Source organism: Pseudomonas sp. TYF_14 (assembly GCF_043105275.1).
Lineage (GTDB): Bacteria > Pseudomonadota > Gammaproteobacteria > Pseudomonadales > Pseudomonadaceae > Aquipseudomonas > Aquipseudomonas alloputida.
Genome location: NZ_JBICLK010000003.1, coordinates 15,270 through 41,194, shown reverse-complemented (window position 1 = coordinate 41,194; position 25,925 = coordinate 15,270). Strand labels below are relative to the sequence as shown.

The window sequence follows — 25,925 nt, the reverse complement described above, 5'->3', positions numbered from 1 at the left end:
GCTGGCCAGTTTTTACTGGGGGGCAGCGGGGCTGCGGATATCGTATTCGCGGGTGAACCCGCTCCTACATTGAGCGGTGGGGGGTGTTCCAGGTGGCCAGGGCTTCGCGTATGCGCGCGCAGGCTTTGCCATCGCCATAGGGGTTATGGGCGAAGCTCATTTCGCGATACGCCGCCTCATCGGTCAGCAAGGTACTCAACGCCCGCACAATCGATGCCACTTCGGTGCCCACCAGCTTGACCGTACCTGCCGCCACGGCTTCTGGGCGCTCGGTAGTGTCGCGCATCACCAGCACCGGTTTGCCCAGGGCCGGCGCTTCCTCCTGAATGCCACCCGAGTCGGTCAGAATCACATAGGCCCGGGTCATGAGGTAAACGAACGGCAGGTAATCCAGCGGTTCGACAAGGTGGATGTTGCTTACATCCCCCAACAGCCGGTTGACCGGCTCACGCACGTTGGGGTTGAGGTGGACCGGGTACACCACGTCCAACTCGGGGAATTGCCGTGCAATCTGCACCAGGGCCTGGCAGATGCGCTCGAAGCCGCCACCAAAGTTCTCGCGCCGGTGGCCGGTGACCAGCAACAGCCGGCGCTCGGCTGCCAGGTAACTGAAGTGGCTGGCGAAACGGGCCTTCAGCGCGGGGCTTTGCAGCTTTTGCTCCACCTCCAGCAAGGCGTCGATCACGGTGTTGCCGGTGGTGAAGATGTGCGCCGGATCGGTGCCTTCGCGCAACAGGTTGTCGCGCGAGGTGGCGGTGGGCGCGAAGTGCAGCGCGGCAAGGGCCCCGGTCAGGCGCCGGTTGCCTTCTTCGGGCCAGGGTGAATACAGGTTGTTGGTGCGCAGGCCGGCCTCTACATGGGCAATGGGGATTTGCTGGTAGTAAGCCGCCAGGCTGGTGGCAAAGGTGGTGGCGGTGTCGCCGTGCACCAGCACCACGTCGGGCTTGAACGCAGCCAGCACCGGTCGGATGCCTTGCAAGATGGCGGTGGTCACACCGGTCAGGTCCTGGCCGGCTTTCATGATGTTCAAGTCGTATTCGGGGCTGATGCCGAACAGCTCCAGTACCTGATCGAGCATTTGCCGGTGCTGGCCGGTGACGCACACGCGGGCTTCGAAGCGGCTGTCCTGCGCCAGTTGCAGGGCTAGCGGGGCCATCTTGATGGCTTCTGGGCGGGTACCGAAAACAGTCAGGGTCTTGAGGGGCACGGCAGTGATCCTCTTGCTCGGGTCCTTGAAGCAGGCCGGTTTCCATTGCTCAAAAATCTAGCAGGCGGGCAATGGCGTGCCAGTTTGTCGGGGGGAGGCTTACCGACTGGGGGAGGGCGGTTTACCGGGCGGGCCTTGTTCGGCGGGCGTTGTAGGGGAATGGCCGGGCAATGGTGGGCAGCGGGTATCGGACAAACGGGGATTTGGCTACAGGCACAGGGCCAGGGCCTTGTGCGTTCAGGGCCGGGCCGAGCGGGGCGGAAACGGCCACGGTTTGTGGGTGGGCGAAGTTGACCGTTTTGCTGACCGATTCGGTAACCATTCGCCGGGGGGCTTGGGTATTGTGCGGCCGGGTTACCCGCTAGGGTTGGTTGCGCAGCCGAAGGAAAGCGGTTGCTGGAAAATGACCAACCCAAGGAGTGTTGACCATGCGCAATAACGTTCTGTCGTACCTGCTGCTGCCGCTGTTCGCCAGTCTGTCGTTCTCCCTGAGCGCCGCCCCGGCCAGCACCATGGCTGTGCCCGAACCGGTGCCGGTGGTGGCCCAGGCCCAGGCCCAGCAGGCGCCAAGGCTGGACTTGAACACGGCGGATGCACTCACCCTGCAAAAGGAGCTGAACGGCATTGGCAAGGCCAAGGCGGAGGCTATCGTGGCCTACCGCGAGGCCAATGGGCCGTTTGCTTCAGTGGATGAGCTGCTGGAGATAAAGGGGATAGGCAATGCGTTGCTGGAGCGCAACCGGGACAAGGTGATGGTGGAGTAAGCGGGCAGGGGCCGGGGTGATGCCCTGGCCCGGCCTTTAGCGGTCCTGCGCGTCCTTGGCATCCGCTTCGGCATTACGCTCATGTACCTTGCGCAGTTGTTCTTCGGTCAGCGGCAGTTTCTTGGCCGTGTCGCGCAGCAGCATCAACCCGCCGACAATCGAGCCGAGGGCTATGATGAGTATCAGCCAGGCATACCAGGGCATTGTCGTTCTCCTTAGATCGGGCCGTGGGCAACGGTTACGTGAATTTTGAGCAATTGCCCGTTCCGTTGGTTCAATTATAGGTGCCAGGCCTTGTTGGGCCAATTCCGTGACCTGCGGGCCCCAAAGCCTGCGCCACTTCGTTTACAATGCGCGCCGTTTTCGACTTGCCAAGAGACCCTACCCATGTCCGCCTGCCAGACGCCCCTGATCGTCGCCCTGGATTTCCCTACCCGTGAGGCCGCCCTGAAGCTGGCTGACCAGCTTGACCCTGCGCTGTGCCGGGTGAAGGTTGGCAAGGAGCTGTTCACCAGCAGCGCTTCGGGCATTGTCGAAACCCTGTGTGACAAGGGCTTCGAAGTGTTCCTGGACCTCAAGTTCCACGACATTCCCAACACCACCGCCATGGCGGTAAAGGCTGCCGCCGAGATGGGCGTGTGGATGGTCAACGTGCATTGCTCCGGTGGCCTGCGCATGATGGCGGCCTGCCGTGAAGAGCTGGCCAAGCGCAGCGGCCCGCAGCCGTTGCTGATTGGCGTGACCGTGCTGACCAGCATGGAGCGTGAAGACCTGGCCGGCATTGGCCTGGATGTCGACCCGCAGGAGCAAGTGCTGCGTTTGGCGGCGCTGGCGGAAAAAGCGGGTATGGACGGTTTGGTGTGCTCGGCGCTCGAGGCCCCGGCACTGAAGGCGGCGCACCCCTCATTGCAATTGGTGACCCCGGGCATTCGCCCGGCGGGCAGCGCGCAGGATGACCAGCGCCGTATCCTCACCCCACGCCAGGCACTGGATGCCGGTTCGGACTACCTGGTAATCGGCCGGCCGATCAGCCAGGCTGCAGACCCTGCGCAAGCGTTGGCAGCGGTCGTGGCGGAGATCCGTGGGTAATTAACCTGCGGCTGTCCAGCAAGGGCCTGTGCCGAACCCCTGATGTGGCTGCACCCCCGATCCATGTGTAGGAGCGGGTTTACCCGCGAATACGGTAGCGGCGGCAACGGTGGACGGCCGGTGGTAATTGGCCGGCAGGCCCGGCCCTTTCGCGGGTGAACCCGATTACAAGGGCCTGTGCCGGGCCATCGGTGCCGTGCAGGGGCGTTTAAACCTTCAACACCAACTTGCCAAAATTCTCCCCGCTGAACAGCTTCAACAAGGTCTCCGGGAAGGTTTCCAGCCCTTCCACCACATCCTCTTTGCTCTTCACCTGACCACTGGCCAACCAGCCGGCAATTTCCTGCGCGGCCTTGCCGTAGTCCTTGGTGTAATCCATCACCACAAAACCTTCCATGCGCGCGCGGTTCACCAGCAGCGACAGGTAGTTGGCCGGGCCTTTTACCGCTTCTTTGTTGTTGTACTGGCTGATCGCGCCGCAAATCACGATGCGTGCCTTGAAGTTGATGCGCGTCAGCACGGCATCGAGGATGTCGCCGCCCACGTTGTCGAAGTACACGTCCACGCCTTTGGGGCATTCGCGCTTCAGTCCGGCCAGCACGTCTTCGGCCTTGTAGTCGATCACGCCGTCAAAGCCCAGCTCGTCCTTCAGGTACTGGCACTTCTCGGCCCCGCCGGCAATGCCGACCACGCGGCAGCCTTTGATCTTGGCAATCTGCCCGACAATGCTGCCCACCGCACCGGCCGCGCCGGAAATGACCACGGTGTCGCCAGCTTTGGGTTGGCCGACCTCCAGCAGGGCGAAGTAGGCGGTCATGCCGGTCATGCCCAAGGCTGACAGGTAACGGGGCAGGGGGGCCAGCTTGGGGTCGATCTTGTGCAGGCCCTGGGGCTCGCCGGTGAAGTAGTCCTGCACACCGAGGGCGCCGCTCACGTGGTCGCCGGGCTGGTAACCGGGGTGATTGGAGGCAACCACCTCACCGACGCCCAGCGCACGCATTACCTGGCCCAGGGCCACGGGCGGGATGTAGGACTTGCCTTCGTTCATCCAGCCGCGCATGGCCGGGTCCAGCGACAGGTACAGGTTGCGCACCAGCACCTGGCCTTCGCCGGGTTGTTCGGCGGGTACGGTCTCGAAGCTGAAGTCGTCACGGCGCACGGCGCCGACCGGGCGTTTGGCAAGCAGGAAGCGGCGGTTGGTCTGGGTCATGGCGGGTCCTTGTGGGCGGTGGAGGGCGTAAGGCGTTCAATCTACCTTGTTGATGAAGGCGGTTCCTTAAAATCACTGACAAGCATGGTAGCCCAACCGTTGCTGTGATGATGCTGCCCGGCCGAGTGGTGGCTGACTATGCTCTGAACCCCACCCAATCCCTCACAGGAGCACGCGATGAGCATGACCTTTTCTGGCCTGGTAGCCCTGGTGACCGGCGCGGGTGCCGGCATCGGCCGGGCAACCGCCCTGGCGTTCGCCCACGAGGGCATGAAAGTGGTGGTGGCGGACCTCGACCCGGTCGGCGGCGAGGCCACCGTGGCGCAGATCCACGCGGCAGGCGGCGAAGCGCTGTTCATTGCCTGCGACGTGACCCGCGACGCCGAGGTGCGCCAGTTGCATGAGCGCCTGATGGCCGCCTACGGCCGGCTGGACTACGCCTTCAACAACGCCGGGATCGAGATCGAGCAACACCGCCTGGCCGAAGGCAGCGAAGCGGAGTTCGATGCCATCATGGGCGTGAACGTGAAGGGCGTGTGGTTGTGCATGAAATATCAGTTGCCCTTGTTGCTGGCCCAAGGCGGTGGGGCCATCGTCAATACCGCGTCGGTGGCGGGGCTAGGGGCGGCGCCAAAGATGAGCATCTACAGCGCCAGCAAGCATGCGGTCATCGGCCTGACCAAGTCGGCGGCCATCGAGTACGCCAAGAAGGGCATCCGCGTGAACGCCGTGTGCCCGGCCGTGATCGACACCGACATGTTCCGCCGCGCTTACCAGGCCGACCCGCGCAAGGCCGAGTTCGCCGCAGCCATGCACCCGGTAGGGCGCATTGGCAAGGTCGAGGAAATCGCCAGCGCCGTGCTGTACCTGTGCAGTGACGGCGCGGCGTTTACCACCGGGCATTGCCTGACGGTGGATGGTGGGGCTACGGCGATCTGAGTGGATGCCGTGCGGGCTGCTTCGTAGGCAAGCCCGCCCCTGACAAATGCGATCACCAGGCCAAAGCCTACGATGTCGCGCATGGACAGGAGGGGCGTGCCCAGGCCGTTCTGAGCAAGCCGGGCAGCCAGCCGGCCACCTGGCTAAAAGCTGACGCCTATTTTCAGGCCGTACTCGTCACGGGTTTGTTCGTCCGAGTCGGTCATCAGGAACTGCCCGTCCAGTTCATAGTTGTAGCGGCTGAAGTAAAGCGAAGCGTATACCGGCACAGTACCGTGTTGGTTGAACAGCACGCTAAGTTCGGCAAAGGGGTTGGTGGTATCTTTCAAATCAACCTCTTCGTTGCTGACGCCATGTATTTTCAATTGCGAATCGCCATTGATAACCTGGCGTATGCCCGCTTCGAAACGCAAGGTGGCATTATTGAAGCGGTAATTGTACCCCGCCGCCAGTTTGGCGAACGGCGTGCGGTTGGTAAGGTCGACATCATGGCGGCTGGTATTGGGTTCCAACCGGTTCCACTTGTAGCCGGCGCCCAGCAGCAGGTCGACTGAATGCCGTTCGGCCAGTGCCAAGCGCCAGCCCAGGTCCAGGTCGGCCTGGCCGTCCTTGAGCTTCTGGTCATGCTGTTTCGAGTACATGCCACTGGCCTCGGCCTGGTAGACAAGGCCTTGCGTGGCCGTCATCTTGTTGCCGTAGTTAATGAATAAGCCACCTTCGGGCATATCTTCGGTTTCATTGTTACGGCCGTTGAGTTCCAGTTGGGTGTAGCTCCCTTGTAGGCCAAGGGTGAACAACGGGGCGGTGGAAGTTTCGGCATAGCCAACGGTTGGCACAGTAAACAGCAGCAACGGGGTGACCACAGCAGTAAACATGGCTGTTTTCATTGCAAACTCCAGGGTGCACTGCAGGTCCGGAGAACGGGCCAGTTACCGATCACGATAGCGACGTTTTTATTGTGTGCAGGGGTGTTTAAAAAAATTTCAATACCCCACTTTTGGCGCAAATTTAATGGCGTCAATAGTGTTCGATAAAGTGTGGATTGGAATAAATGAATGTTTTACTTGCGTCGATTTAATATGGGCAGGTGCCGTCGCAGGTTGAGGGACGGGCTATCATTGATGGCCTAGTGATATCTTTTACAGCTGGCACTGAAAGCGACCCTTTTGCAGCCAAAAACGACAAGACATAGCTATTTGACACTATTCTGACGCCAGGCCCTTGTTCATTGGCAGATAACGTTGCCACCCTTAGCCTTCGGGATAACCTCACTGGCTGAAAGGGGATCGGTGATGGGCACGAGCAAGCACGGTGTGCTGGCCAACCTGGGCATGGCCCGCAAACTTGGCCTGGGCTTTGCCTTGGTGCTGCTGCTGACGCTGGCGGTCGCGGCCATCGGCGTCGTGGCGTTGCAAAGCGTTGGCCAGCGCTTCGACAGCTTGCGTCAGCTGGCCCAGTTCAATACCGACTTGCTGCGCTTGCGCGAGCATGAGCAGGCGTTTGCCCTGCGCTCCGACATGCAGCAGGCCGACGCTTTGCGTGGCGGCCTGCAGGGTTTGGTTGAACGCGCCCGAGGCCTGCCGGCGCTGGCGGCGGCGCAAACCGATCTTGCGGCCTATGGCCAGGCCTTCGAAGCCTTTGTCGAGGCCGTGCAAGCCAAGGAGCTGGCGCTGGACATGGCCAGCTGGTCGGTGTCCAACGTGTCCAACAACCTTGATGTGCTGCAGGCCGGCCTGGCCGATGACGGCGTGTACACCCTCAAGCAGTCCCAGGGCCAGCAGGGTGGCGAGTTTCTTGAGCAAGCCGCGCAGGTGGCCCAGGTGTCGCGGCTGATGCTGCAGGCCATGGACGAAGCACGGGTACGCCTGGAAAAAAGCCGCAAGGGCGAGGAGGGTGTGAGCCAGGAGCGTATTGCCCAGACGGTGGAGGCCGCTGGCCTGGTCAGCCAGTTGCAAGGCGCGGTTGGCGATGCCGGTTACCAGAGTGTGTTGGGCGAAGTGGCGGGGCACATTGGCAGTTTTTCGGAAAAACTCAACGAATACACCGACCAGCTGGCCCGCGAGCAGGGGCTGAAGGCGCAGTTGCAAGCCAGCGCCGAGCGGGTTACCGGGCGTGTCGACCAAGCCTATCTTGGGCAGGAGCAGGCCCTGCAAGGCGAGCTGCAGCGCAATGCCATCGCCATCGGCCTGGCCACGGCGCTGGCGTTGCTTGTCGGCGTGTTGGCGGCCTGGCTGATTACCCGCGCGGTGGTCGGCCCGTTGAAGCATGTGATCGCCCGCGCCCAGCGCATTGCGGCGGGTGAACTGGGCTTCGACGCCCAGGCGCCGCGCCGGGATGAGGTGGGGCAACTGATGCAGGCCATGCAGCAGATGGCGGCGGGGCTCTCGGGCATTGTCAGCGGCTTGCAGCAGGGGATCGAACAATTGGCCGGCAGCGCCCAGGCGTTGTCGACGGTGACCGAGCAGACCAATCGTGAGGTGGGCAGCCAGAAGGAGGAAACCGAACAGGTGGCGACCGCCATGCAGCAGATGACTGCCACCGTGCACGATGTGGCGCGCAATGCCGAGGAGGCGGCGCAGGCGGCCCAGGCCGCGGACGAGAAGGTCGACACCGGCCAGCAGGTGGTGCGCCAGAGCATGCAGCGCGTCGAGCAGCTGGCGTCGGCGGCAGAAGCTGCCAGCGCCGGCATCGACAGCCTCAGTGCCGAAATCCACACCATTGGTGACGTGCTGGAAGTGATCAAGAGCGTGGCCGAGCAAACCAACCTGCTGGCGCTGAATGCCGCCATCGAGGCTGCCCGCGCCGGCGAGCAGGGGCGCGGCTTTGCCGTGGTGGCCGATGAAGTGCGCGCGCTGGCGCGGCGTACCCGGCAGTCCACCGAGCAGATCGAGACCTTGGTGGCCAGCCTGCGCGGCAATGCCCAGCAGTCGGTGGCGCAGATCCGCGGCAGTACCGAGCTGGTACGGCTGGCCGTGGCCGATGCACTGCAGACCGAAAGTGCGCTGGGCAGCATTGCCGCAGCGGTGTCATTGATTCAGCAGATGAACCAGCAGATTGCCGCAGCCGCCGAGCAGCAGAGTTCGGTGGCGGAAGAGATCAGCCGCAGTGTCACGCAGATTCGCGGCAGTGCGGATCAGGCGGCATTGGCGATGCAGGACAATGCCCGGTCCAGTGTCGAGCTGGCGCAGCTGGGCACCGATTTGAAGGGCATGGTGGGGCATTTCAGGTTGTAATCTCGTTGCCTGTGCCGGCCCATTCGCGGATTTTGTGATTTCCCGTCGTAGGAGCGGGTTTACCCGCGAATAGGCCACCCCAGGCAACAACAACCCTCACCCCCTACGCGGGTTAAGAATCACCAAAGCCAACACCCCCGCCACAATCCCCCAGAACGCCGAACCAATCGAGAACAAGGTCAGCCCCGAAGCGGTCACCATAAAGGTGATCACCGCTGCCTCCCGCTCACGCGCCTCGTTCATGGCCACGGTCAAACCGTTCATGATCGAACCAAACAGCGCCAGTGCCGCAATCGACAGCACCAGTTCTTTCGGCAATGCTGCGAACAGTGCCGCCAAGGTGGCCCCGAACACCCCGGCAATCCCGTAGAAAATCCCGCACCACACTGCCGCGGTGTAGCGTTTGCCCGGGTCTTCATGGGCATGCGGCCCGGTGCAGATCGCCGCGCTGATCGCCGCCAGGTTGACCCCATGCGAGCCGAACGGCGCCAGCAGCAGCGAGGCAAAGCCGGTGGCCGAAATCAGCGGCGAGGCCGGTACCTGGTAGCCGTCGGCACGCAGGACGGCCACGCCGGGCATGTTCTGTGAGGTCATGGCCACCACGAACAGCGGTATGCCGATGCTGATGGTTGCCGCCAGCGAGAAGCTTGGGGTGGTCCACACCGGCTTGGCCACTTCCAGGTGGAAGCCGCTGAAGTCCAGCAGGCCCAACGCGCCGGACAATGCCGTGCCCACCAGCAGCGCGGCCAGCACGCAATAACGCGGCGACAGGCGCTTGACCAGCAGATAGCTGAAGAACATACCCAGCACCAGCAACGTGCGGTGCTGCGCGGCCACGAAGATTTCGCTGCCGATCTTGAACAGGATGCCCGCCAGCAGCGCCGAGGCCAGCGAGGCCGGGATGCGTTTGACCAGGCGCTCGAAGCTGCCGGTCAGGCCGCACACCAGCACCAGCAAGGCGCAGGTGATGTAGGCGCCAATGGCTTCGCCATAGCTGACCCCACCCAGGCTGGTGATCAGCAGCGCCGCGCCGGGGGTGGACCAGGCGACGGTGATCGGTGTGCGGTAGCGTAGCGACAGGCCGATGCTGCATACCGCCATGCCGATCGACAGCGCCCAGATCCAGGATGAGATCTGCGCGGTGGTCAGCCCGGCCGCCTGGCCGGCCTGGAACATCAGCACCAGCGAACTGGTATAGCCGGTGAGCATGGCAATGAAGCCGGCGACCACCGCCGAGGGGGAGGTGTCTGCCAGGGGCCGCAGGCGTGCGGAAGTGGCATCGGTCATGAACAAAGTCCTTGTAAAGGTGTAAGCAGTTTTTTCAGACTACAGCGAGCAAGGTTGATCCTTGCCATACAGCGGCCATTGCTTTTAGCCGTACAGTCGCCAAATATTGGGCGCAATTGCGAAACTGCTTTGCAGGGAGGGTCGATGTACAAGGTTTATGGCGACTACCAGTCGGGTAACTGTTACAAGGTCAAGCTCATGTTGAGCCTGCTGGGCCGGCCCTATGAATGGCACCCGGTGGACATTCTCAAGGGTGAGACCGAAACGCCCGAGTTTCTGGCGATGAACCCTAACGGCAAGGTACCGGTGCTGGAACTGGAAGACGGTAGCTACCTGTGGGAGTCCAACGCCATTCTCAACTACCTGGCCGATGGCAGCGAGTTCCTGCCCAGCGAACCGCGCCTGCGTACCCAGGTGCTGCAGTGGCAGTTTTTCGAGCAGTACAGCCATGAGCCGTACATCGCCGTGGCGCGGTTCATCCAGTTCTACCTGGGGCTGCCGGACGAGCGCCTGGACGAGTACCGCAAGTTGCACAAGGGCGGCTACAAGGCGCTGAAGGTGATGGAGCGACAGTTGCAGATGACGCCTTACCTGGTGGGTGAGCAGTACTCGATTGCCGATGTGGCGCTGTATGCCTACACCCATGTGGCGCAGCAGGGCGGGTTCGACCTGGCAGACTACCCGGCGGTAAGGGCCTGGCTGGAGCGGGTCAGCAGCCACCCGCGGCATGTGCCGATGGTGGGTTGATCTTCATCCTGTACTGGCCCTTTCGCGGGCAAGCCCGCTCCCACAGGGATCGCGTATCGCAGGGACCGCGCGCACCGCTGTAGGAGCGGGTTTACCCGCGAAAGGGCCAGAACAGGCTGCCTACAAACCGTCAGGCCGACGCAAACCGCTCATCCAGGTAAGCGATGATTGCCTTGGACTCATACATCCAGGTCACCTTGCCGGCTTCTTCAATGCGCAGGCATGGCACTTTCACCCGGCCGCCACCTTCCTGCAGGGCCTGGCGGTGCACCGGGTCGTTCTTGGCGTCGCGCAGCGCCACCGGCACGTTCAAGCGGTGCAGTGTGCGGCGGGTTTTGACACAGAACGGGCAGGCGTGGAACTGGTACAGCGCCAGCCCCTTGGCCGCTTGCTCGATGCGGGCCTGGGCGGCGGCGTCGCGTTTGCGCTTGGCCGGGCGGCTGATCCAGTCACCGAAGACGATGAGCTGGCCGAGGCCAACCCGCAGGGCTTTGACGATCATGGGCAACTCCTGAAATGCAAAAGCCGACCCTGAAGGGTCGGCTCGGGGCCAGCAACCAATCACTTGATCAGGCTGAGGAACTCGCTGCGGGTGGCGGCGTTGTCGCGGAACTCACCCAGCATCACCGAGGTGATCATGGTCGAATTCTGCTTCTCGACACCGCGCATCATCATGCACATGTGCTTGGCTTCGACCACCACGGCCACGCCTGCGGCACCGGTTACCTGCTGCACGGCTTCGGCGATCTGGCGGCTGAGGTTTTCCTGGATCTGCAGGCGGCGGGCGTACATGTCGACGATACGTGCCACCTTCGACAGGCCCAGTACCTTGCCCTTCGGCAAGTAGGCAACGTGTGCCTTGCCAATGAACGGCAGCATGTGGTGTTCGCACATCGAATACAGCTCGATGTCCCGGACCAGCACCATTTCGCTGTTGTCAGAGCTGAACAAAGCGTTGTTGGTGACTTCTTCCAGTGTTTGCTCATAACCGCGGCAAAGGTACTTCATCGCCTTTGCAGCCCGCTTGGGCGTGTCGAGCAGGCCCTCACGGGAGACGTCCTCGCCAATCTGGCTGAGGATCTCGGTGTAGTTCTGTTCCAGGGACATGGATCTACCTGTGGGAAAAAATCGCAAAAACGAAGGGTACGGCGGTGAGGGCGGCGCTGCAAGCGCGGCGTTACTCGTCGCGGCCTTCGAGCATGGTTCGCTTCAGCATCACATACACCGCGCCGGTGCCGCCGTGACGGGCACTGCACGAGGCAAAACCGAGCACTTGCGGGTGCTGGCGTAGCCAGGTGTTGACGTGGCTTTTGATCATCGGGCGCTTGCCGTCCAGGCGCGCGGCCTTGCCGTGGGTCACCCGCACGCAGCGCACCTCCAGTTTTGTGGCTTCGGCGATGAAGTCCCACAAGGTTTCGCGGGCCTTTTCCACCGTCATGCCGTGCAGGTCGAGGCTGCCCTCGAACGGAATCTGCCCCAGCTTCAGCTTGCGCAGCTGGCCTTCCTGCACGCCATCGCGGCGCCACATCAGCTCGTCTTCGGCGCCTACGTCGATGACGAACTGGTCGGACATGCCATCGATGACCAAAGCCTTGTCACTGCGCACGGTCGCCGCCTGGCGCAGGCCGGCCAGCTGCTGGCGGTCGGCCTTGGGCTTGCCGACTTCGGCACGGTCGTGGCGCATCGGCTTTACGCCGCGCACTTCGGCCTTGAACAGGGAAAAATCGTCGTCTTGCATGATGCCTCCACGTAGGCGGCGTAGTTTACGCGACTGTGGGGCGGTGTGCAGCCTGTGCGGGCCTCTTCGCGGGTGAACCCGCTCCTACGGGGATGTCACAGAGCCTGAAGGCGGCGGGGTGCCTGTAGGAGCGGGTTCACCCGCGAAGAGGCCCGCACAGGTTACGCAAAACCATCAATCGTGCTTCTTCATCAGGTGCGGCGACAGGTTAAGCTCCCGCCCGCGGCGCAAGCGGATACGGCTGCGCCGCCAGAAACGCACGCCCAGCCACAGCAGCAACAAGCCAGCCACGGTGAGGATGCTGGACAACGGTTTGTTGGCGTTGAGTTCCTGCAGGGCAGGGTAGTTGCCTAGCAGCCCGGCGACGCCGGCCATGGCCAGCAATACGCCCAGCGTCGCCAGCAGGGCCGACAGGCCGGCCGCCAGACGGGCGCCCCAGTTACGCGGTTCGCGCGGGCGCAGGCGCTTGGCGTCGAAACTGCCTTTAAGCTTCATTCCGCTCTCCTCGGTGGATATCCGGAATTCGACCTGCTGCTGCCCATCGGGTTCCGCCCGGCTGCCGGGCGGTCCTGCAAGCCGCTCAGATCAGGCTGGCGGTGGGGGCCACGCAAGCGAAGTTGTCAGCCATCACGGCCATTTCGCACTGGTGAATCTGCGCGGCCGGAATGACGCCGTCCTTGAATGCCAGGTCACGGGTGGCCGACGCGTCTTCTACCAGGGTGCACCGATAACCATAGTCCTTGGCGCGGCGAACGGTGGTGCTGACGCTGGAATGGCTCATGAAACCACAGACGATCAGGTCCAGGTGGCCCAGCTCCTGCAATGTTTCGTGCAGCTTGGTGTTCTTGAACGCATTGGGCATGCGCTTTTCGATGACGATTTCACCTTCCAGCGGCTCCAGCCCCGGAATGAACTGGCCAGCCGGCCCCTGGGGGTCGAAACGGCCACCAACAGTGCCCAGGTGGCGAACATGGATGATCGGACGGCCGCTTTTACGGGCGGCGTCGAGCAACCTGGCGATGTTGGCCACGGCCTCGTCCATGCCCGACAGCTTCAGGGGACCACTGAGGTACTCCTTTTGTGCATCGATGATGATCAGGCTGGCGTGGCTCAGCTTGGCCGGCGGATAGTCGCGGCCAGTGAGGCGAAACATCGTGGTTGGAACGGACATCAAGGGCTCCTTGGATAGGGCTTTTGTATACCTATTCTCCCCTGCCTTGGCGCCAATGGGAATGGTTGACAACGCAAGCGGCATGGTTACTGGCCTGTGGCTAGCCTTTGGGCAAGGCAAAGGAACAAATGTGCGGGTGGGGCTGTTAGACTTTTGTCCGGTCTGAAAATAGGAGTACCCCGTGATCACATCCCGTCTGCGCACGCTGCGCGACTACATCCGCTGGGCGGTCAGCCGCTTCCACGAGCATGACCTGTTCTTCGGTCACGGTGCCGACAACGCCTGGGACGAAGCCCGCCTGCTGGTGCTGGGTGCGGTGCACCTGCCATGGGAGGTGGCCGACAGCTACCTGGACTGCATGCTCGAGGACGACGAGCGAGTACGCCTTCAGCACCTGCTCAAGCGCCGTATCGAAGAGCGTGTACCGGCCGCCTACCTGCTCGGCGAGGCCTGGTTCTGCGGCATGTCGTTCATCGTCGACGAGCGGGTGCTGGTGCCGCGTTCACCCATTGGCCAGCTGATCGAAAAACGTTTCGAGCCGTGGCTGGCCAGCGAACCGGCGCGCATTCTGGACCTGTGCACGGGGTCGGGTTGCATCGGCATCGTCGCCGCTGACGTGTTCCCCGAAGCCGAGGTGGTATTGGCCGACCTGTCGTTCCAGGCCCTTGAAGTGGCCAACCAGAACATCGAGCGCCATGGCCTGGACGGGCGCGTGTACACCGTGCAGGGCGATGGCTTTGGTGGTTTGCCGGGGCAGCGTTTCGACCTGATCCTGTCCAACCCGCCGTATGTCGACGCCGAAGACTTCGACGACATGCCGGCCGAGTACCACCATGAGCCCGAGCTGGGCCTGGCCTGCGGCAGCGACGGCCTGGACCTGGTACGGCGGATGCTGGCCGAAGCGGCTGACCACCTGACCGAGAAGGGTTTGCTGATTGTCGAAGTGGGCAACAGCCAGGTGCATGTCGAGGCGTTGTACCCAGAGGTGGACTTTGCCTGGCTGGAATTCGAGCGTGGCGGGCACGGGGTGTTCATGCTCACCGCCGAGCAGTGCCGCCAGCATCAGGAATTGTTCAAGGCCCGCGTTTAGGCTATTTGGGGCTGCCTTGCAGCCCATCGCGACACAAGGCCGCTCCCACAGATTGATCGCAATACCTTGTGGGAGCAACTGTCTTGCTCAATTTCTAAAAGCTGGCGCGATCCCTGTGGGAGCGGCCTTGTGTCGCGATGGGCCGCGAAGCGGCCCCAATCTCCACCGGCTGATGCGGTCTTAGCGGGTTGCAATCCAGATCAACAGCCCTGCCTGGAACACGGCAAACGCCACCAGGCAGGTAATGGTGAAACGCAATCCGCCGTCTTCGCGCTGGTATTTGGCCACGCGCTCATCCCGCTCGCGCAGTTGCCCTTCCTTTTCCTGCAGTTGCTGGTCCGCCTGCTGCAGCAGGCTGGCGGCATCCAGAATCTCCACCCGCTGCAGGCGCTCGCTGCTCCAGGCGGCCTTCAGCTGGCCCACCGCCATATCCGCGATACGGCCCTTGAGGTGCTGGCTGTCCTCGTACTGCACCTCGATACCCACCCCGCGCAAGCACTGGTCACGGCGCAGGCGTGAGTCCTCGTTCAGGGCGTCCTTGCTCGGCAGCGCCATGCCTTCCACCCGGTAGTGCGACCACTTGCGCTGCAACCACTGTGCGGCCTGGGCCAGCATGAAACGGCCGATGCCACGGTTCACCGGTTCCAGTTGCAGGCCATGTTCATTGCCAATACGCACCAGGCGCTCGGCATGGTCGACGCGGATGTCCAGGCGGTTCTGCTCTTTGTGCACTTTCTGCCCAGGCAACTGGATTTCCATGCGCAGCAGGCTGTGTGCCTTGTCATGGCGCTCGGCATAGCCGAACTGCACAAAACGCAGCGGCCGCGCTCCGGTGCTGCGGTCGGTCGGCAGTGCTGCCAGGCGTAGCAGCTGGAAATGTTCGGCGGTCAGCTCGGCCCAGGGCAGGGCGGGGGTTTCCTGGGGTTCTTCGGCCGGCTCGACGGCGGTGGGGGAGGTGGTCATCAGGGCTTGTCCTCAGCTATGCCTGCTGTATCGGCAGGCATGGCTGAGACCTGAGCCTGTTTGACTTACGCCGAAGGCAAATGCTGGATGAACGTCACAATTCGCTCGCCCAGCTCACGCGCCAGCGGCAGCTCGGGGTTGAGGTAGCTGTCGCGCTGCTGGCTCATGCCCTTGGGGCTGATGCGCAGCATGTGGTTCATGCCATCGATCAGGACCAGTTGTGCATCTGGCTTGGCCGCTTTCAGCCGTTGGGCGTCGGCCACGTCCACCTGCACGTCGTTGCGCCCCTGCACGATCAGCGCGGGCATGGGCAGGCGGGCAAAGGCGGCTGCCGGGTTTTGCTGGAACAGCGAAATCAGGTACGGCTGCACGCTGGGGCGAAACACCTGGCGCAGCGGCGCTGGCACATCCAGGCTGGTCTGCCCGGCCTGCAGGCGGTCGAGCAGGGCGCTGCCACCGGCCAGTTGCGCGGGCGGCAGGCGCTGGGCCAGTTGTTCGTGCAGCACCTCGGCCAGCGGCCGGCCGCTGCCGGCCAGGGTGATGACTGCGCTGGCGCCAGCCTGCTCGGCGGCCAGGCTGGCAATCAGTGCGCCTTCGCTGTGGCCAATCAGGATCAGCGGGCCGAAGCGCGGGTCGGCTTTGAGCTTGTGGCTCCAGGCGACCACATCGGCCACGTAGCGCTCCACGCTGAGGTCACGCTCGTCAGGCGTGGCCGGTTGGCTGGCGGCCACCCCGCGTTTGTCGTAACGCACGCTGGCAATGTGTTCGTTGGCCAGCAGCAGGGCCAGGCGCTTCAGGTTGTCGACCCGGCCCGACGCCGGGTTGTTGCCGTCGCGGTCGGTGGGGCCGGAGCCGGCGATGATCAGCACCACTGGCGGCGGGGTGGCCTGTTGCGGCAGCAGCAGGCTGCCGTGCAGCACGCCCTGGCCGGTGTCCAGGTCGATTGGGCGTTGCAGTACAGTGGGGGCGGCGCCCTGGGCCAGGCCGGTGCACAGCAGGAAGAGCAAGGCGACGAGGCGCGACATCATGCGGTACTACATGGGGAGATGTGGGTTTGACCCAATGTTTGCAGGAAGGTTCTGGGAAGCGAATGGCAGGTTCGGCCCTTTCGCGGGCACGCCCGCTCCCACAGGTATTTCACAGCATTCGGATCTGTGGTGGGAGCGGGCATGCCCGCGAAGAGGCCCGCACAGGCGATCAAAGCATCTGTATACTGCTGCTTTCGTCCATTTCAGGCAGAACTCGCGGAGCGTCCATGTCCGGCAATACCTACGGCAAGCTGTTCACTGTCACCACCGCTGGCGAGAGCCATGGCCCGGCGTTGGTCGCCATTGTCGATGGATGCCCTCCGGGCCTGGAAATTTCCCTCGCCGACCTGCAGCACGACCTTGACCGGCGCAAGCCCGGCACCAGCCGGCACACCACCCAGCGCCAGGAAGCCGACGAGGTGGAAATCCTTTCCGGCGTGTTCGAAGGCCGCACCACCGGCTGCTCGATCGGCCTGCTGATCCGCAATACCGATCAGAAGTCCAAGGACTACTCGGCCATCAAGGACCTGTTCCGCCCGGCCCACGCCGACTACACCTACCACCACAAGTACGGTATCCGCGACTACCGCGGTGGTGGCCGCAGCTCGGCCCGTGAAACCGCCATGCGCGTGGCCGCCGGTGCTATCGCCAAGAAGTTCCTGGCCACCCAGGGCATCACCGTGCGTGGCTACATGAGCCAGCTGGGCCCGATCGAAATCCCGTTCAAGACCTGGGAGTCGGTGGAGCAGAACGCCTTCTTCAGCCCTGATCCGGACAAAGTACCTGAGCTGGAGGCCTACATGGACCAGCTGCGCCGAGACCAGGATTCGGTGGGCGCCAAGATCACCGTGGTCGCAGAAGGCGTGATGCCCGGGCTGGGCGAGCCGATCTTCGACCGCCTGGATGCAGAGCTGGCCCATGCGCTGATGAGCATCAACGCGGTCAAGGGCGTGGAAATCGGCGCCGGCTTCGCCAGTGTGGCCCAGCGCGGCACCGAGCACCGGGACGAGCTGACCCCGGAAGGCTTCCTCAGCAACAACGCGGGCGGCATTCTGGGCGGTATTTCCTCGGGCCAGCCGATCGTTGCCCACCTGGCACTGAAGCCCACTTCCAGCATCACCACCCCGGGCCGCTCGATCGATGTCGATGGCAACCCGGTGGACGTCATCACCAAGGGCCGCCACGACCCGTGCGTGGGCATCCGTGCCACACCGATTGCCGAGGCGATGATGGCCATCGCGTTGATGGACCACCTGCTGCGCCACCGTGCGCAGAATGCCGATGTGCAAGTGAATACCCCGGTGCTGGGCCAGCGCTGATCCAACTGCACCGGCCTCTTCGCGGGTAAACCCGCGCCTACATTGGGATATCACTGCCCTCAGGTGCAGTGACAGGGTGAAATCCGCGTAGGAGCGGGTTCACCCGCGAAGAGGCCGGCCCAGGTCCCCACAAGGCCATCCCATGCAACCCATCCCCTACTGGCGCCTGTCCAGCTTCTACCTGTTCTACTTCGCCCTGCTGGGCTCCACCGCACCGTTCCTGGCGCTGTACTTCGACCACCTGGGCTTTTCCCCGGCGCGCATCGGCGAGCTGGTGGCCATCCCCATGCTGATGCGCTGCGTGGCCCCCAACCTGTGGGGCTGGCTGGGCGATCGCACGGGCCAGCGCCTGTTGATCGTCCGCCTTGGCGCGCTGTGCACCCTGGCCACCTTCGCCCTGATCTTCTTCGGCAAAAGCTACGCCTGGCTGGCGCTGGTGATGGCCCTGCATGCGTTCTTCTGGCATGCGGTGCTGCCGCAGTTCGAGGTCATCACCCTGGCCCACCTGCACGGGCAGACGTCGCGCTACAGCCAGGTACGTCTGTGGGGTTCGATCGGTTTCATCCTCACCGTGGTTGGCCTGGGCCGCTTGTTCGAATGGTTGAGCCTGGACATCTACCCGGTGGCGCTGGTCACGATCATGGCCGGCATCGTCGCCGCCAGCCTGTGGGTGCCCAATGCCCAGCCGGTGGAGCAGGGCGGGCGCAGCGGCACGGGGGGCTTCCTGCAGCAGTTGCGTGCCCCGGGGGTGATCGCGTTCTACGTGTGCGTGGCGCTGATGCAGCTCAGCCACGGGCCGTACTACACCTTCCTTACCCTGCACCTGGAGCACTTGGGCTACACGCGCGGTGCCATCGGCCTTCTATGGGCGCTTGGGGTGGTGGCCGAGGTGCTGATGTTCATGGTCATGAGCCGCCTTTTCGCCCGTTTCAGCGTGCAGCGCGTGTTGTTGGTCAGCTTCCTGCTGGCGGCATTGCGCTGGCTGCTGCTGGGTAACCTGGCCCAGGAGCCGGCAGTACTGATCTTCGCCCAGCTGCTGCACGCGGCCACCTTCGGCTGCTTCCATGCCGCCAGCATCGCTTTCGTCCAGGCCAGCTTCGGCGCCCGCCAGCAGGGCCAGGGCCAGGCGCTTTACGCAGCGCTGTCGGGGACCGGCGGTGCGCTGGGGGCGCTGTACTCAGGCTACAGCTGGAAGCTGCTGGGCCCCACCTTCACCTTTGGTATGGCCAGTGCCGCAGCCTTGGCCGCAGCCGTTATCATTGCCCTTTGTTCGCAACCGACCAGGACCCGCCCCTGATGAGCATTCTCAGCGTTTTCCACCCCGCCAGCCCGGCACTGCCGAACAAGGTGCTGACTCACCACGACGACATCGCCGCTACGTTGGCCGAGCAGGGCGTGCGCTTTGTGCATGCCGAACCTGGCCTGCGGGTGCGCCCGGGCACGGCCCAGGACGAGGTGCTGGAGGTTTGCCGCGTGTATCTGGATGAGTTGATGACGGCGCATGGCAGCAAGGCCTTCGCGCTGCTCAACCGCGACGGAGAAGACCCGGCACAGGTCGATGTGCGTGATGAACATGTGCATGATGCCGACGAGCTGTTTGCCGTGGTCAGCGGGCGGGCGCAGGTTGGCCTGCGGCTGGGGGACTGGGTGTATTCGGTGCTGTGCGAGAAGGGTGACCAGCTGCTGGTGCCGGCCGGGACGCGGCGCTGGGTTGAGTTGGGTGATACACCGTTTTGCCTGGCGTTGCGCTTGTATGGCAGCGAGCAGGGCATGCAGGCGCGGTTTACGGGCGATGTGACTGCGCGGGCATTTCTTGGTATCGAAGAGCTGTAATCGCATTGCCGGCCTCTTCGCGGGTGAACCCGCTCCTACATTGGTTGCGCCGCCCTTAGGCATCGCGCAGTCAATGTAGGAGCGGTTTTACCCGCGAAGAGGCCAGGTCAGGCGACACAAATCTCAACGATAGGTCGGCAAGGCAAACCGCTGCTGGCTCTGCAGCATCGAGATGACCGGCAATTCACTGGCCTCTTCGGCCAGGTCACGACGGATGGCACTGATCGCCCAGGACAGCTGTTCGGCACTGTGCAATTGCCCGTAGGTCAGCACCCGGCGGGTAACCTTGCCATCCGCTGCGCGCAGGGTAAGCAGTACACCGCCATCGGGGCGGGCTTTGGTATTCACCTGATAGGCCGAAAATACCGATGCGAACTTTTGCTGGATGAGGTCCATATCAACTCCTGGCTGTTGTGTGGCAGACATGAGTTGATGGTTGCAGTGACCGTGCCAGAATCCTGGCTGGCGAAAAACCCAGTAAATACAGGCGGTTACGGGGGATTTCCAGAAGCGGCATCGTGCAGGCTGCACGGTCGTGCATTTTGCACAGTGCATTTTGCACGGGTCAGGGTTTGCCTATCGGCTTCATAGAATCTGAACCTTTGACCGCAATGGCATGCCTGACGAACACTTGGGCCATCAATTATGCCAGGAGGTTCCCTATGTCCAGCCAAGCCGCACCCGCCACCATGACCGATGACGAAACCGCTGCGTTCGCCGAGCAGGTGTTCGAACGTGCCCGCCAGGGCGACGCCGACATGCTCGGGCGCCTGCTTGCCAGCGGCCTGCCGGCCAACCTGCGTAACCACAAGGGCGATACCCTGCTGATGCTGGCCAGCTACCACGGTCACCACGAGGCGGTGCGCGTGCTGCTGGCGCAAGGTGCCGACCCGCTGATTGCCAACGACAACGGCCAGCTGCCGATTGCCGGTGCCGCATTCAAAGGGGACCTGGCGATGATTCGCCTGCTGGTGGAGCATGGCGTGCCGGTGGATGCCGCCGCGCAGGATGGTCGCACCGCGCTGATGTTGGCGGCCATGTTCAACCGCAGCGAAATTCTCGACTACCTGCTGGCACAAGGGGCCAACCCGGCGCACCAGGATGCCCGCGGCATCACTGCCCTGATGGCGGCGCAAACCATGGGCGCAGCAGACACTGCCGCGCGCCTGCAAGCGCTGGCCGGCTAACCGCCAGGGGGCATTTGCGGCTATCCTTGGCGACTTTTCACCCGTCGCAGGCCCCCTTTCATGAAAACTCAGTTGCTCGAATTCATCAGCCTCATTGGCGCCGGCTGCATGCGTGAGGCAGACATCGAGCGTATCGCCGACGAGGCCGCCCAGGCCTACGCCGACCCTGCCGCCTTCCTGGCCGCCAACCCCGACATCAACTACGACGACACTTTCCCGATTCCCTTGGGCGAATGGGTGGTGCTGGGCAGCCTGCCGGATACCGTGGTGTTCCAGGCCGACAGCTATCAGGAGCTGTTCCAGCAGATCAGTGATTCGTTCGACAACAGCGTGCCGTTTACCCTCAAGCCCAAGCAACTGGCCCGTACCGAGCCACTGACAGCGCTCAACCGTATCCAGGTGCAGATGGGCGCGCTGAACAAGGAGGCGGGTGGTTATGTGCTGCTCAACTTCAGCCAGTTGCTCGATGACGAGCTGCAGATGGTCATGGTGGGGCAGCAGGACCTGGCGCGGGTAATGGAGTTGGGAGCAGAGCTGGGCATCAAGGTCGAGCCGGCGCTGGAGGCTTTGAAAGTCGCCGTCCACATCTGATACCAGTGATTGCTTGTTCGCGGGCATGCCCGCTCCCTCAGGTACTCCAGCGCATCAGGCCCTGTGATAACCCTGTGGGAGCGGGCGAGCCCGCGAAGAGGCCGGCTCACGAAACATCAATCTTCAGCCCAGCGCAGTGTCGAGAAACATCATCACCGCAAACCCGCCCATCAATCCCAGGGTCGCCGCTGTCTGGTGCCCGTTGCGGTGGGTTTCGGGGATCACCTCGTGGCTGACCACAAAGATCATCGCCCCTGCCGCCAGCCCCATGCTGATCGGGTAGGCGAGGGCAAAGCCGGTAGAAATCCCCAGCCCGATCACCGCCCCTAGCGGCTCCATCAGGCCCGACCCTATCGCCACCAACGCGGCCTTCAGGTTAGAAAGCCCGGTGGCGCGCAAGGCCAGTGCCACGGCCAGCCCCTCGGGGATGTCCTGGATGGCGATGGCACTGGTCAGCGGCAGGCCGATGTTCATGTCGCCATTGGCAAAGCTCACGCCAATCGCCATGCCTTCAGGCAGGTTGTGCAGGGTGATCGCCAGCACAAACAGCCACACCCGGCTGATGCGCTCGGCTTCGGGCCCGCACGGGCCGGTGCTTTCGTGTTCATGCGGGGTGAAGCGGTCCAGGCCCAGCATCAGCAGCACACCCAGGCCCATGCCCAGCACCACGGTAAACGCGGCGGCCGGGCCATTGCCCGTGATCTCGCGGGCAGCCTCCAGGCCTGGCAGAATCAGCGAAAACGAGCTGGCGGCCAGCATCATGCCGGCAGCAAAGCCCAGCATCACATCCTGGGTGCGCGCGTTGACATCGCGCAGCACCACCGCCAGCACGGCGCCCAGTGCGGTGGCGCCAAAGCCCGACAACCCGCCCAGCATGGCCAGGTGCAGGTTGTCGGCATGGTCGCCGTTCACCGCGTTCCAGAGGCTGGCGGCCAGCAGCACGCACACCGCCAGCAGGCTCAGCCCCAGGCCGGCGCTGAGCCAGGGGGTATCGGTAACCTGCTGGCGCCAGGCCTGCAGCAGTGAAGAGGGGGCGGCGCTTTGGCTGTGGGTGGGTGGCATGCGAACCTCGAATCAGTGAATGCAGTCAGTCTACCGAGGGACCTGCGACATCCGCCAAGGATTCCCTTCTATTGCTGCGATAGCTGACTATGCTGTGCAGCAAAGCCTCTGGACAGGAATTCAGACATGGGATCTACCTTCAACAGCCTGGTCGGGCTGATCATTCTGGCGCTGGATATCTGGGCCATTCTCAACGTGATCAAGAGTGGCAGCGAGGTGGGCATCAAGGTGTTGTGGATCTTGTTGATTGCCTTGTTGCCGGTGGTGGGGCTGGTGATCTGGGCGATTGCCGGGCCGCGGGGGAATGTGCGGCTCTAGGCGCGTTACTGACATAGCCAGTAATAGGGCCGTGACAAAATTTTCACATTGGTTTAAACAGAATCCGCACCCGCATAATGCTGCGTTGGCCTAGCGCCATCGCCTCTTCGCAAACCGCAATCCTAGGACCTTCCCATTCATGGCTAACACGGACGCCTTGAAGCAACAGGGCGCGCGAACGTCATTTTCGCCGACCTTGAAATCCCACCTGGCCTACACGCTGCTCAGCGGCCTGGTGATCATGCTGATGCTCAGCCTCGTGCGCCTGGCGCTGCTGGCCTACAACAACGACATGGTCGGCGATACCCCTTATTCGACGGTCGCCGAAGGCTTCCTCAACGGCTTGCGCTTCGACCTGCGGGTGGTGGTTTACATCAGTATTCCGCTGCTGCTGGCCATCCTCAGTCCCTGGGCCATGGCCCGGCGTGGCGTGTTCCGTTTCTGGCTGACCCTCGCTTCGAGCGTGGTGATGTTCCTCGGCCTGATGGAAATGGACTTCTACCGCGAGTTCCACCAGCGCCTCAACGGCCTGGTTTTCCAATACATCAAGGAAGACCCGAAAACCGTCATGAGCATGCTCTGGTACGGTTTCCCGGTGGTCCGCTACCTGCTGGCCTGGGCCTTCGGGACCTGGCTGCTGAGCCTGCTGTTCAAAGGTATCGATCGCGTCACCCGTGCCGAAGGCCTGTACCGCGTTGCCCCGTGGTACAAGCGCCTGGCGGTATTCATGGTGATCCTGCTGGTGGCCGTGGTCGCTGCCCGTGGCACCCTGCGCCAGGGCCCGCCGATGCGCTGGGGTGATGCCTTTACCACGGACTCCAACTTCGTCAACCAGCTGGGCCTGAACGGCACCCTGACCCTGATCGACGCCGCCAAGAGCCGCTTTGGCGAGGACCGTGCCAACATCTGGAAGCCAGTCCTGCAGCAGGACGTGGCCACGCAAAGTGTGCGTGAGCAACTGCTGACCGCCCACGACACCCTGGTCGACGCCGACGAAGCCGCTATCCGCCGCGACTTTGTGCCGCCGGCTGACCGTACCCTGCCGATCAAGAACGTGGTGGTGATCCTGATGGAAAGCTTCGCCGGCCATTCGGTTGGCGCGCTTGGCAGCCCCAACAACATCACCCCGTACTTTGACAAGCTGGCCAAAGAAGGCCTGCTGTTCGACCGCTTCTTCTCCAACGGCACCCATACCCACCAGGGCATGTTCGCCACCATGGCCTGCTTCCCCAACCTGCCAGGTTTCGAATACCTGATGCAGACCCCGGAAGGCGGCCATAAGCTGTCGGGCCTGCCGGCCCTGCTCAGCGCCCGTGACTACGACGACGTGTACGTCTACAACGGCGACTTTGCCTGGGACAACCAGTCCGGGTTCTTCGGCAACCAGGGGATGACCACCTTCATCGGCCGTAACGACTTCGTCAACCCGGTGTTCTCCGACCCGACCTGGGGTGTGTCCGACCAGGACATGTTCGACCGCGGCAACGAAGAGCTGGCCAAGCATGATGGCAAGAAGCCGATCTACGCGCTGCTGCAGACGCTGTCCAACCACACGCCGTATGCCCTGCCGAAGGACCTGCCGGTAGAGAAAGTGACCGGCCAGGGCCGTCTGGACGAGCACCTGACTGCCATGCGTTATTCGGACTGGGCGCTGGGCCAGTTCTTCGAGAAGGCGCGTAAGGAGCCTTACTTCAAGGAAACCCTGTTCGTCATCGTCGGTGACCATGGCTTTGGCAACCACCAGCAGGTTACCGAGCTGGACCTGGGCCGCTTCAACGTACCGCTGCTGCTGATTGCCCCGGGCATTCAGGAGAAGTTCGGTGCGGTGAACCACACCGTGGGTACCCAGGTCGACATCGTGCCGACCATCATGGGCCGCCTGGGTGGCAAGGCTCGCCACCAGTGCTGGGGGCGCGACCTGCTCAACCTGCCCGAGGGTGACCAGGGCGTAGGCATGATCAAGCCGTCGGGCAGCGAGCAGATTGTCGGGCTGGTGCAGGGTGACCGTATCCTGATCGAGTCCAAGGACATGAGCCCGCGGATGTACCGCTACCAGTTGGGCAGCGAGTTCAAGGCCGAACTGATCGAAAGCCCGGACCAGCCGGAAATGCTCAAGAAGCTGGAAGCGTATATCCAGACCGCGACCAAGAGCCTGCTGGATAACACCGCCGGCGTGGTGCACGGCACACCGAAGTAAACCGGGGCCGCGTTGCGGCCCATTCGCGGGCTTGCCCGCTCCCACAGGCATTGCACAGGGTTCGGACCTTGTGCAGGTCCTGTGCGAGCGGGCAAGCCCGCGAATGGGCCCCGCACAATTTTCCCGGACTGAACATTATCCCCGCCCCAAGGTCAGTTATTCAGGCATCACACACCTGGTGTTCGTTGACTGAGAGGGTCCGTTCAATGAAAGAGTGGGAAGTCATTTTTGCCGACCAGAAGGGCGAACCGTCCGCATTGCTGTTGCATGCCGAGCATTGCCCCAGCGAGGAAGACGCTGCGCGGGCCATCCGCTCACACCTGTTTCCGGTGATGGACGAGCTGGACCTCAACGACTTCCAGGACCGTATCATCTCCCCGACCGCACGCTGGCTCAAAGAGCATAGTGGTGTGACCATCACCAGCATTCACGAAGTCCCCTGAACCACACGTTTGCGTGGTGCCTTTGCAGGCACTACGCTGGAGAAGGGCCTGCCTGTTCTGCGGGTTGGCGCCGCTACAATTCGCGTCTTGCATCAGCTCGAACTGCCCGGCCGTTGCCGGCAGGTGCGTAGTGCACGGAAAGTCTATCCATTGCTTTATTCAGGAGGACGATTCATGAGCAGCCAGAACGACGATATCAGCAGCAACGTCCTGCGCCAGATGAAGGCAGGCGGTTTCGACTTCACCCAGATCCACCCCATCGAGTTCTATGCCGTATTCCCGGACGAAGCAGGGGCCCGTCGGGCAGCCGGGCAGTTTCGCGGGGAATCGCTCAATGCCCAGGTGAAGGAGCTGGGCGACGGTGCCTGGCACCTGGAACTGAGCAAGGTCATGTACGCCACCCATGGCGGGATTGGCGACTTTGAAGAGGCCTTCGAGCAGTTGGTGACACCGTATGGGGGTGAGGTGGAAGGGTGGGGCGTCAAGCAAGAGCGGCTCACGGCCTGACA

Annotated in this window: 29 protein-coding genes and 1 pseudogene; 16 read left to right on the top strand and 14 right to left on the bottom strand. The window is 63.1% G+C overall.

Annotation, left to right across the window (positions count from 1 at the left end):
* Nucleotides 1-64: 64 nt before the first annotated feature.
* A complete protein-coding gene (gene wecB, locus ACF8O8_RS00865; protein WP_392509119.1) occupies nt 65-1,207 on the bottom strand; it encodes a non-hydrolyzing UDP-N-acetylglucosamine 2-epimerase in 1,143 nt (380 codons plus the stop codon).
* A 428-nt stretch (nt 1,208-1,635) separates the two neighbouring features.
* Between wecB and ACF8O8_RS00860 the strand changes: the two genes are divergently transcribed.
* Nucleotides 1,636-1,971 (top strand): helix-hairpin-helix domain-containing protein, encoded by a 336-nt coding sequence (locus ACF8O8_RS00860; protein WP_020193049.1) that lies wholly within the window; start codon nt 1,636-1,638, stop codon nt 1,969-1,971.
* 36 nt (nt 1,972-2,007) lie between these two features.
* Here the strand turns inward: ACF8O8_RS00860 and ACF8O8_RS00855 are convergent, their stop codons facing one another.
* Entirely contained in the window at nt 2,008-2,175 is a 168-nt protein-coding gene (locus ACF8O8_RS00855) for a DUF2897 family protein (protein WP_010952850.1), read from the bottom strand.
* Between the two features lie 183 nt (nt 2,176-2,358).
* Here ACF8O8_RS00855 and pyrF point away from each other — a divergent pair, with 183 nt between their 5' ends.
* On the top strand, nt 2,359-3,060 hold the full coding sequence (gene pyrF / locus ACF8O8_RS00850; RefSeq protein WP_010952851.1) for an orotidine-5'-phosphate decarboxylase: 702 nt from the start codon (nt 2,359-2,361) through the stop codon (nt 3,058-3,060).
* 208 nt (nt 3,061-3,268) lie between these two features.
* Here pyrF and ACF8O8_RS00845 read toward each other — a convergent pair whose 3' ends face one another.
* Nucleotides 3,269-4,270, bottom strand: a complete 1,002-nt coding sequence (locus ACF8O8_RS00845) for an NADP-dependent oxidoreductase (RefSeq protein WP_014591984.1) — start codon at nt 4,268-4,270, stop codon at nt 3,269-3,271.
* A gap of 177 nt (nt 4,271-4,447) precedes the next feature.
* Between ACF8O8_RS00845 and ACF8O8_RS00840 the strand changes: the two genes are divergently transcribed.
* Entirely contained in the window at nt 4,448-5,209 is a 762-nt protein-coding gene (locus ACF8O8_RS00840; RefSeq protein WP_392509118.1) for an SDR family oxidoreductase, read from the top strand.
* Nucleotides 5,210-5,352: 143 nt separating this feature from the next.
* Here the strand turns inward: ACF8O8_RS00840 and ACF8O8_RS00835 are convergent, their stop codons facing one another.
* A complete protein-coding gene (locus ACF8O8_RS00835) occupies nt 5,353-6,096 on the bottom strand; it encodes a hypothetical protein (RefSeq protein ID WP_266025038.1) in 744 nt (247 codons plus the stop codon).
* A 405-nt stretch (nt 6,097-6,501) separates the two neighbouring features.
* On the opposite strand from ACF8O8_RS00835, the pseudogene ACF8O8_RS00830 reads away from it, so the two are divergent.
* Nucleotides 6,502-7,533: pseudogene (locus ACF8O8_RS00830) on the top strand (methyl-accepting chemotaxis protein); the annotation flags it as partial.
* Nucleotides 7,534-7,560: 27 nt separating this feature from the next.
* Nucleotides 7,561-8,442, top strand: coding sequence for a methyl-accepting chemotaxis protein (locus ACF8O8_RS00825; RefSeq protein ID WP_392509120.1), 882 nt, complete (start codon nt 7,561-7,563; stop codon nt 8,440-8,442).
* Nucleotides 8,443-8,538: 96 nt separating this feature from the next.
* On the opposite strand, the gene ACF8O8_RS00820 is transcribed toward ACF8O8_RS00825, so the two are convergent.
* Nucleotides 8,539-9,729, bottom strand: a complete 1,191-nt coding sequence (locus tag ACF8O8_RS00820) for a benzoate/H(+) symporter BenE family transporter (RefSeq protein WP_104887196.1) — start codon at nt 9,727-9,729, stop codon at nt 8,539-8,541.
* Nucleotides 9,730-9,873: 144 nt separating this feature from the next.
* On the opposite strand from ACF8O8_RS00820, the gene ACF8O8_RS00815 reads away from it, so the two are divergent.
* The gene (locus tag ACF8O8_RS00815; RefSeq protein WP_010952856.1) at nt 9,874-10,476 is read left to right on the top strand and encodes a glutathione S-transferase family protein; all 603 of its coding nucleotides are present in this window, start codon (nt 9,874-9,876) and stop codon (nt 10,474-10,476) included.
* Between the two features lie 130 nt (nt 10,477-10,606).
* Here the strand turns inward: ACF8O8_RS00815 and ACF8O8_RS00810 are convergent, their stop codons facing one another.
* The 5 genes from ACF8O8_RS00810 to ACF8O8_RS00790 form a co-directional block, all read right to left on the bottom strand.
* The gene (locus ACF8O8_RS00810; RefSeq protein ID WP_004577078.1) at nt 10,607-10,978 is read right to left on the bottom strand and encodes a glutaredoxin; all 372 of its coding nucleotides are present in this window, start codon (nt 10,976-10,978) and stop codon (nt 10,607-10,609) included.
* A gap of 59 nt (nt 10,979-11,037) precedes the next feature.
* Nucleotides 11,038-11,583, bottom strand: coding sequence for a GTP cyclohydrolase I FolE (gene folE / locus ACF8O8_RS00805; RefSeq protein ID WP_003252789.1), 546 nt, complete (start codon nt 11,581-11,583; stop codon nt 11,038-11,040).
* A gap of 70 nt (nt 11,584-11,653) precedes the next feature.
* Nucleotides 11,654-12,214 carry a Smr/MutS family protein gene (locus tag ACF8O8_RS00800; RefSeq protein ID WP_350298743.1) on the bottom strand — a complete coding sequence of 187 codons (561 nt, stop codon included), beginning with the start codon at nt 12,212-12,214 and terminating at the stop codon, nt 11,654-11,656.
* Between the two features lie 174 nt (nt 12,215-12,388).
* The gene (locus ACF8O8_RS00795) at nt 12,389-12,709 is read right to left on the bottom strand and encodes a hypothetical protein (protein WP_004577080.1); all 321 of its coding nucleotides are present in this window, start codon (nt 12,707-12,709) and stop codon (nt 12,389-12,391) included.
* Between the two features lie 85 nt (nt 12,710-12,794).
* Nucleotides 12,795-13,385: a cysteine hydrolase family protein gene (locus ACF8O8_RS00790; RefSeq protein ID WP_003252796.1), complete on the bottom strand. Its 591-nt coding sequence runs from the start codon at nt 13,383-13,385 to the stop codon at nt 12,795-12,797.
* A 181-nt stretch (nt 13,386-13,566) separates the two neighbouring features.
* Here ACF8O8_RS00790 and prmB point away from each other — a divergent pair, with 181 nt between their 5' ends.
* Complete coding sequence (prmB, locus tag ACF8O8_RS00785; RefSeq protein WP_003252797.1) at nt 13,567-14,475, top strand: 50S ribosomal protein L3 N(5)-glutamine methyltransferase; 909 nt, start codon at nt 13,567-13,569, stop codon at nt 14,473-14,475.
* Between the two features lie 180 nt (nt 14,476-14,655).
* Here the strand turns inward: prmB and ACF8O8_RS00780 are convergent, their stop codons facing one another.
* Nucleotides 14,656-15,438, bottom strand: coding sequence for a hypothetical protein (locus tag ACF8O8_RS00780; RefSeq protein WP_392509117.1), 783 nt, complete (start codon nt 15,436-15,438; stop codon nt 14,656-14,658).
* Between the two features lie 65 nt (nt 15,439-15,503).
* Entirely contained in the window at nt 15,504-16,466 is a 963-nt protein-coding gene (locus tag ACF8O8_RS00775; RefSeq protein ID WP_392509116.1) for an alpha/beta hydrolase, read from the bottom strand.
* Nucleotides 16,467-16,693: 227 nt separating this feature from the next.
* On the opposite strand from ACF8O8_RS00775, the gene aroC reads away from it, so the two are divergent.
* The 3 genes from aroC to ACF8O8_RS00760 all read left to right on the top strand — a co-directional run bounded on the left by aroC (nt 16,694) and on the right by ACF8O8_RS00760 (nt 19,618).
* Nucleotides 16,694-17,785: a chorismate synthase gene (gene aroC, locus ACF8O8_RS00770; RefSeq protein WP_003252803.1), complete on the top strand. Its 1,092-nt coding sequence runs from the start codon at nt 16,694-16,696 to the stop codon at nt 17,783-17,785.
* A 142-nt stretch (nt 17,786-17,927) separates the two neighbouring features.
* Complete coding sequence (locus ACF8O8_RS00765) at nt 17,928-19,082, top strand: MFS transporter (RefSeq protein ID WP_020192206.1); 1,155 nt, start codon at nt 17,928-17,930, stop codon at nt 19,080-19,082.
* Nucleotides 19,082-19,618: an oxidase gene (locus tag ACF8O8_RS00760; RefSeq protein WP_392509115.1), complete on the top strand. Its 537-nt coding sequence runs from the start codon at nt 19,082-19,084 to the stop codon at nt 19,616-19,618. Before ACF8O8_RS00765 ends, ACF8O8_RS00760 begins: the two co-directional genes overlap by 1 nt.
* A 123-nt stretch (nt 19,619-19,741) precedes the next feature.
* Here ACF8O8_RS00760 and ACF8O8_RS00755 read toward each other — a convergent pair whose 3' ends face one another.
* Nucleotides 19,742-20,014, bottom strand: a complete 273-nt coding sequence (locus tag ACF8O8_RS00755) for a DUF3509 domain-containing protein (RefSeq protein WP_003252809.1) — start codon at nt 20,012-20,014, stop codon at nt 19,742-19,744.
* 266 nt (nt 20,015-20,280) lie between these two features.
* Between ACF8O8_RS00755 and ACF8O8_RS00750 the strand changes: the two genes are divergently transcribed.
* Nucleotides 20,281-20,805, top strand: a complete 525-nt coding sequence (locus ACF8O8_RS00750) for an ankyrin repeat domain-containing protein (protein WP_014591974.1) — start codon at nt 20,281-20,283, stop codon at nt 20,803-20,805.
* Nucleotides 20,806-20,865: 60 nt separating this feature from the next.
* A complete protein-coding gene (locus tag ACF8O8_RS00745; protein WP_010952867.1) occupies nt 20,866-21,396 on the top strand; it encodes a hypothetical protein in 531 nt (176 codons plus the stop codon).
* Between the two features lie 123 nt (nt 21,397-21,519).
* Here the strand turns inward: ACF8O8_RS00745 and ACF8O8_RS00740 are convergent, their stop codons facing one another.
* On the bottom strand, nt 21,520-22,458 hold the full coding sequence (locus ACF8O8_RS00740) for a ZIP family metal transporter (protein WP_003252816.1): 939 nt from the start codon (nt 22,456-22,458) through the stop codon (nt 21,520-21,522).
* Between the two features lie 126 nt (nt 22,459-22,584).
* Between ACF8O8_RS00740 and ACF8O8_RS00735 the strand changes: the two genes are divergently transcribed.
* The 4 genes from ACF8O8_RS00735 to ACF8O8_RS00720 all read left to right on the top strand — a co-directional run bounded on the left by ACF8O8_RS00735 (nt 22,585) and on the right by ACF8O8_RS00720 (nt 25,923).
* A complete protein-coding gene (locus ACF8O8_RS00735) occupies nt 22,585-22,776 on the top strand; it encodes a PLDc N-terminal domain-containing protein (RefSeq protein ID WP_003252818.1) in 192 nt (63 codons plus the stop codon).
* 139 nt (nt 22,777-22,915) lie between these two features.
* Entirely contained in the window at nt 22,916-24,973 is a 2,058-nt protein-coding gene (locus ACF8O8_RS00730) for an LTA synthase family protein (protein WP_392509114.1), read from the top strand.
* A gap of 206 nt (nt 24,974-25,179) precedes the next feature.
* The gene (locus ACF8O8_RS00725; protein WP_020192211.1) at nt 25,180-25,416 is read left to right on the top strand and encodes a hypothetical protein; all 237 of its coding nucleotides are present in this window, start codon (nt 25,180-25,182) and stop codon (nt 25,414-25,416) included.
* Nucleotides 25,417-25,590: 174 nt separating this feature from the next.
* Nucleotides 25,591-25,923, top strand: a complete 333-nt coding sequence (locus tag ACF8O8_RS00720; RefSeq protein WP_010952871.1) for a ribonuclease E inhibitor RraB — start codon at nt 25,591-25,593, stop codon at nt 25,921-25,923.
* Nucleotides 25,924-25,925 lie beyond the last annotated feature (2 nt).

Bases quoted from the DNA above. Each gene is read 5' to 3' on its own strand.
- ACF8O8_RS00860 (WP_020193049.1), top strand. From the start codon at position 1,636: ATGCGCAATAACGTTCTGTCGTACCTGCTGCTGCCGCTGTTCGCCAGT.
- ACF8O8_RS00855 (WP_010952850.1), bottom strand. From the start codon at position 2,175: ATGCCCTGGTATGCCTGGCTGATACTCATCATAGCCCTCGGCTCGATT.
- pyrF (WP_010952851.1), top strand. From the start codon at position 2,359: ATGTCCGCCTGCCAGACGCCCCTGATCGTCGCCCTGGATTTCCCTACC.
- ACF8O8_RS00845 (WP_014591984.1), bottom strand. From the start codon at position 4,270: ATGACCCAGACCAACCGCCGCTTCCTGCTTGCCAAACGCCCGGTCGGC.
- ACF8O8_RS00840 (WP_392509118.1), top strand. From the start codon at position 4,448: ATGAGCATGACCTTTTCTGGCCTGGTAGCCCTGGTGACCGGCGCGGGT.
- ACF8O8_RS00835 (WP_266025038.1), bottom strand. From the start codon at position 6,096: ATGAAAACAGCCATGTTTACTGCTGTGGTCACCCCGTTGCTGCTGTTT.
- ACF8O8_RS00825 (WP_392509120.1), top strand. From the start codon at position 7,561: ATGCAGGCCATGCAGCAGATGGCGGCGGGGCTCTCGGGCATTGTCAGC.
- ACF8O8_RS00820 (WP_104887196.1), bottom strand. From the start codon at position 9,729: ATGACCGATGCCACTTCCGCACGCCTGCGGCCCCTGGCAGACACCTCC.
- ACF8O8_RS00815 (WP_010952856.1), top strand. From the start codon at position 9,874: ATGTACAAGGTTTATGGCGACTACCAGTCGGGTAACTGTTACAAGGTC.
- ACF8O8_RS00810 (WP_004577078.1), bottom strand. From the start codon at position 10,978: ATGATCGTCAAAGCCCTGCGGGTTGGCCTCGGCCAGCTCATCGTCTTC.
- folE (WP_003252789.1), bottom strand. From the start codon at position 11,583: ATGTCCCTGGAACAGAACTACACCGAGATCCTCAGCCAGATTGGCGAG.
- ACF8O8_RS00800 (WP_350298743.1), bottom strand. From the start codon at position 12,214: ATGCAAGACGACGATTTTTCCCTGTTCAAGGCCGAAGTGCGCGGCGTA.
- ACF8O8_RS00795 (WP_004577080.1), bottom strand. From the start codon at position 12,709: ATGAAGCTTAAAGGCAGTTTCGACGCCAAGCGCCTGCGCCCGCGCGAA.
- ACF8O8_RS00790 (WP_003252796.1), bottom strand. From the start codon at position 13,385: ATGTCCGTTCCAACCACGATGTTTCGCCTCACTGGCCGCGACTATCCG.
- ACF8O8_RS00780 (WP_392509117.1), bottom strand. From the start codon at position 15,438: ATGACCACCTCCCCCACCGCCGTCGAGCCGGCCGAAGAACCCCAGGAA.
- ACF8O8_RS00775 (WP_392509116.1), bottom strand. From the start codon at position 16,466: ATGATGTCGCGCCTCGTCGCCTTGCTCTTCCTGCTGTGCACCGGCCTG.
- aroC (WP_003252803.1), top strand. From the start codon at position 16,694: ATGTCCGGCAATACCTACGGCAAGCTGTTCACTGTCACCACCGCTGGC.
- ACF8O8_RS00765 (WP_020192206.1), top strand. From the start codon at position 17,928: ATGCAACCCATCCCCTACTGGCGCCTGTCCAGCTTCTACCTGTTCTAC.
- ACF8O8_RS00760 (WP_392509115.1), top strand. From the start codon at position 19,082: ATGAGCATTCTCAGCGTTTTCCACCCCGCCAGCCCGGCACTGCCGAAC.
- ACF8O8_RS00755 (WP_003252809.1), bottom strand. From the start codon at position 20,014: ATGGACCTCATCCAGCAAAAGTTCGCATCGGTATTTTCGGCCTATCAG.
- ACF8O8_RS00750 (WP_014591974.1), top strand. From the start codon at position 20,281: ATGTCCAGCCAAGCCGCACCCGCCACCATGACCGATGACGAAACCGCT.
- ACF8O8_RS00745 (WP_010952867.1), top strand. From the start codon at position 20,866: ATGAAAACTCAGTTGCTCGAATTCATCAGCCTCATTGGCGCCGGCTGC.
- ACF8O8_RS00740 (WP_003252816.1), bottom strand. From the start codon at position 22,458: ATGCCACCCACCCACAGCCAAAGCGCCGCCCCCTCTTCACTGCTGCAG.
- ACF8O8_RS00735 (WP_003252818.1), top strand. From the start codon at position 22,585: ATGGGATCTACCTTCAACAGCCTGGTCGGGCTGATCATTCTGGCGCTG.
- ACF8O8_RS00730 (WP_392509114.1), top strand. From the start codon at position 22,916: ATGGCTAACACGGACGCCTTGAAGCAACAGGGCGCGCGAACGTCATTT.
- ACF8O8_RS00725 (WP_020192211.1), top strand. From the start codon at position 25,180: ATGAAAGAGTGGGAAGTCATTTTTGCCGACCAGAAGGGCGAACCGTCC.
- ACF8O8_RS00720 (WP_010952871.1), top strand. From the start codon at position 25,591: ATGAGCAGCCAGAACGACGATATCAGCAGCAACGTCCTGCGCCAGATG.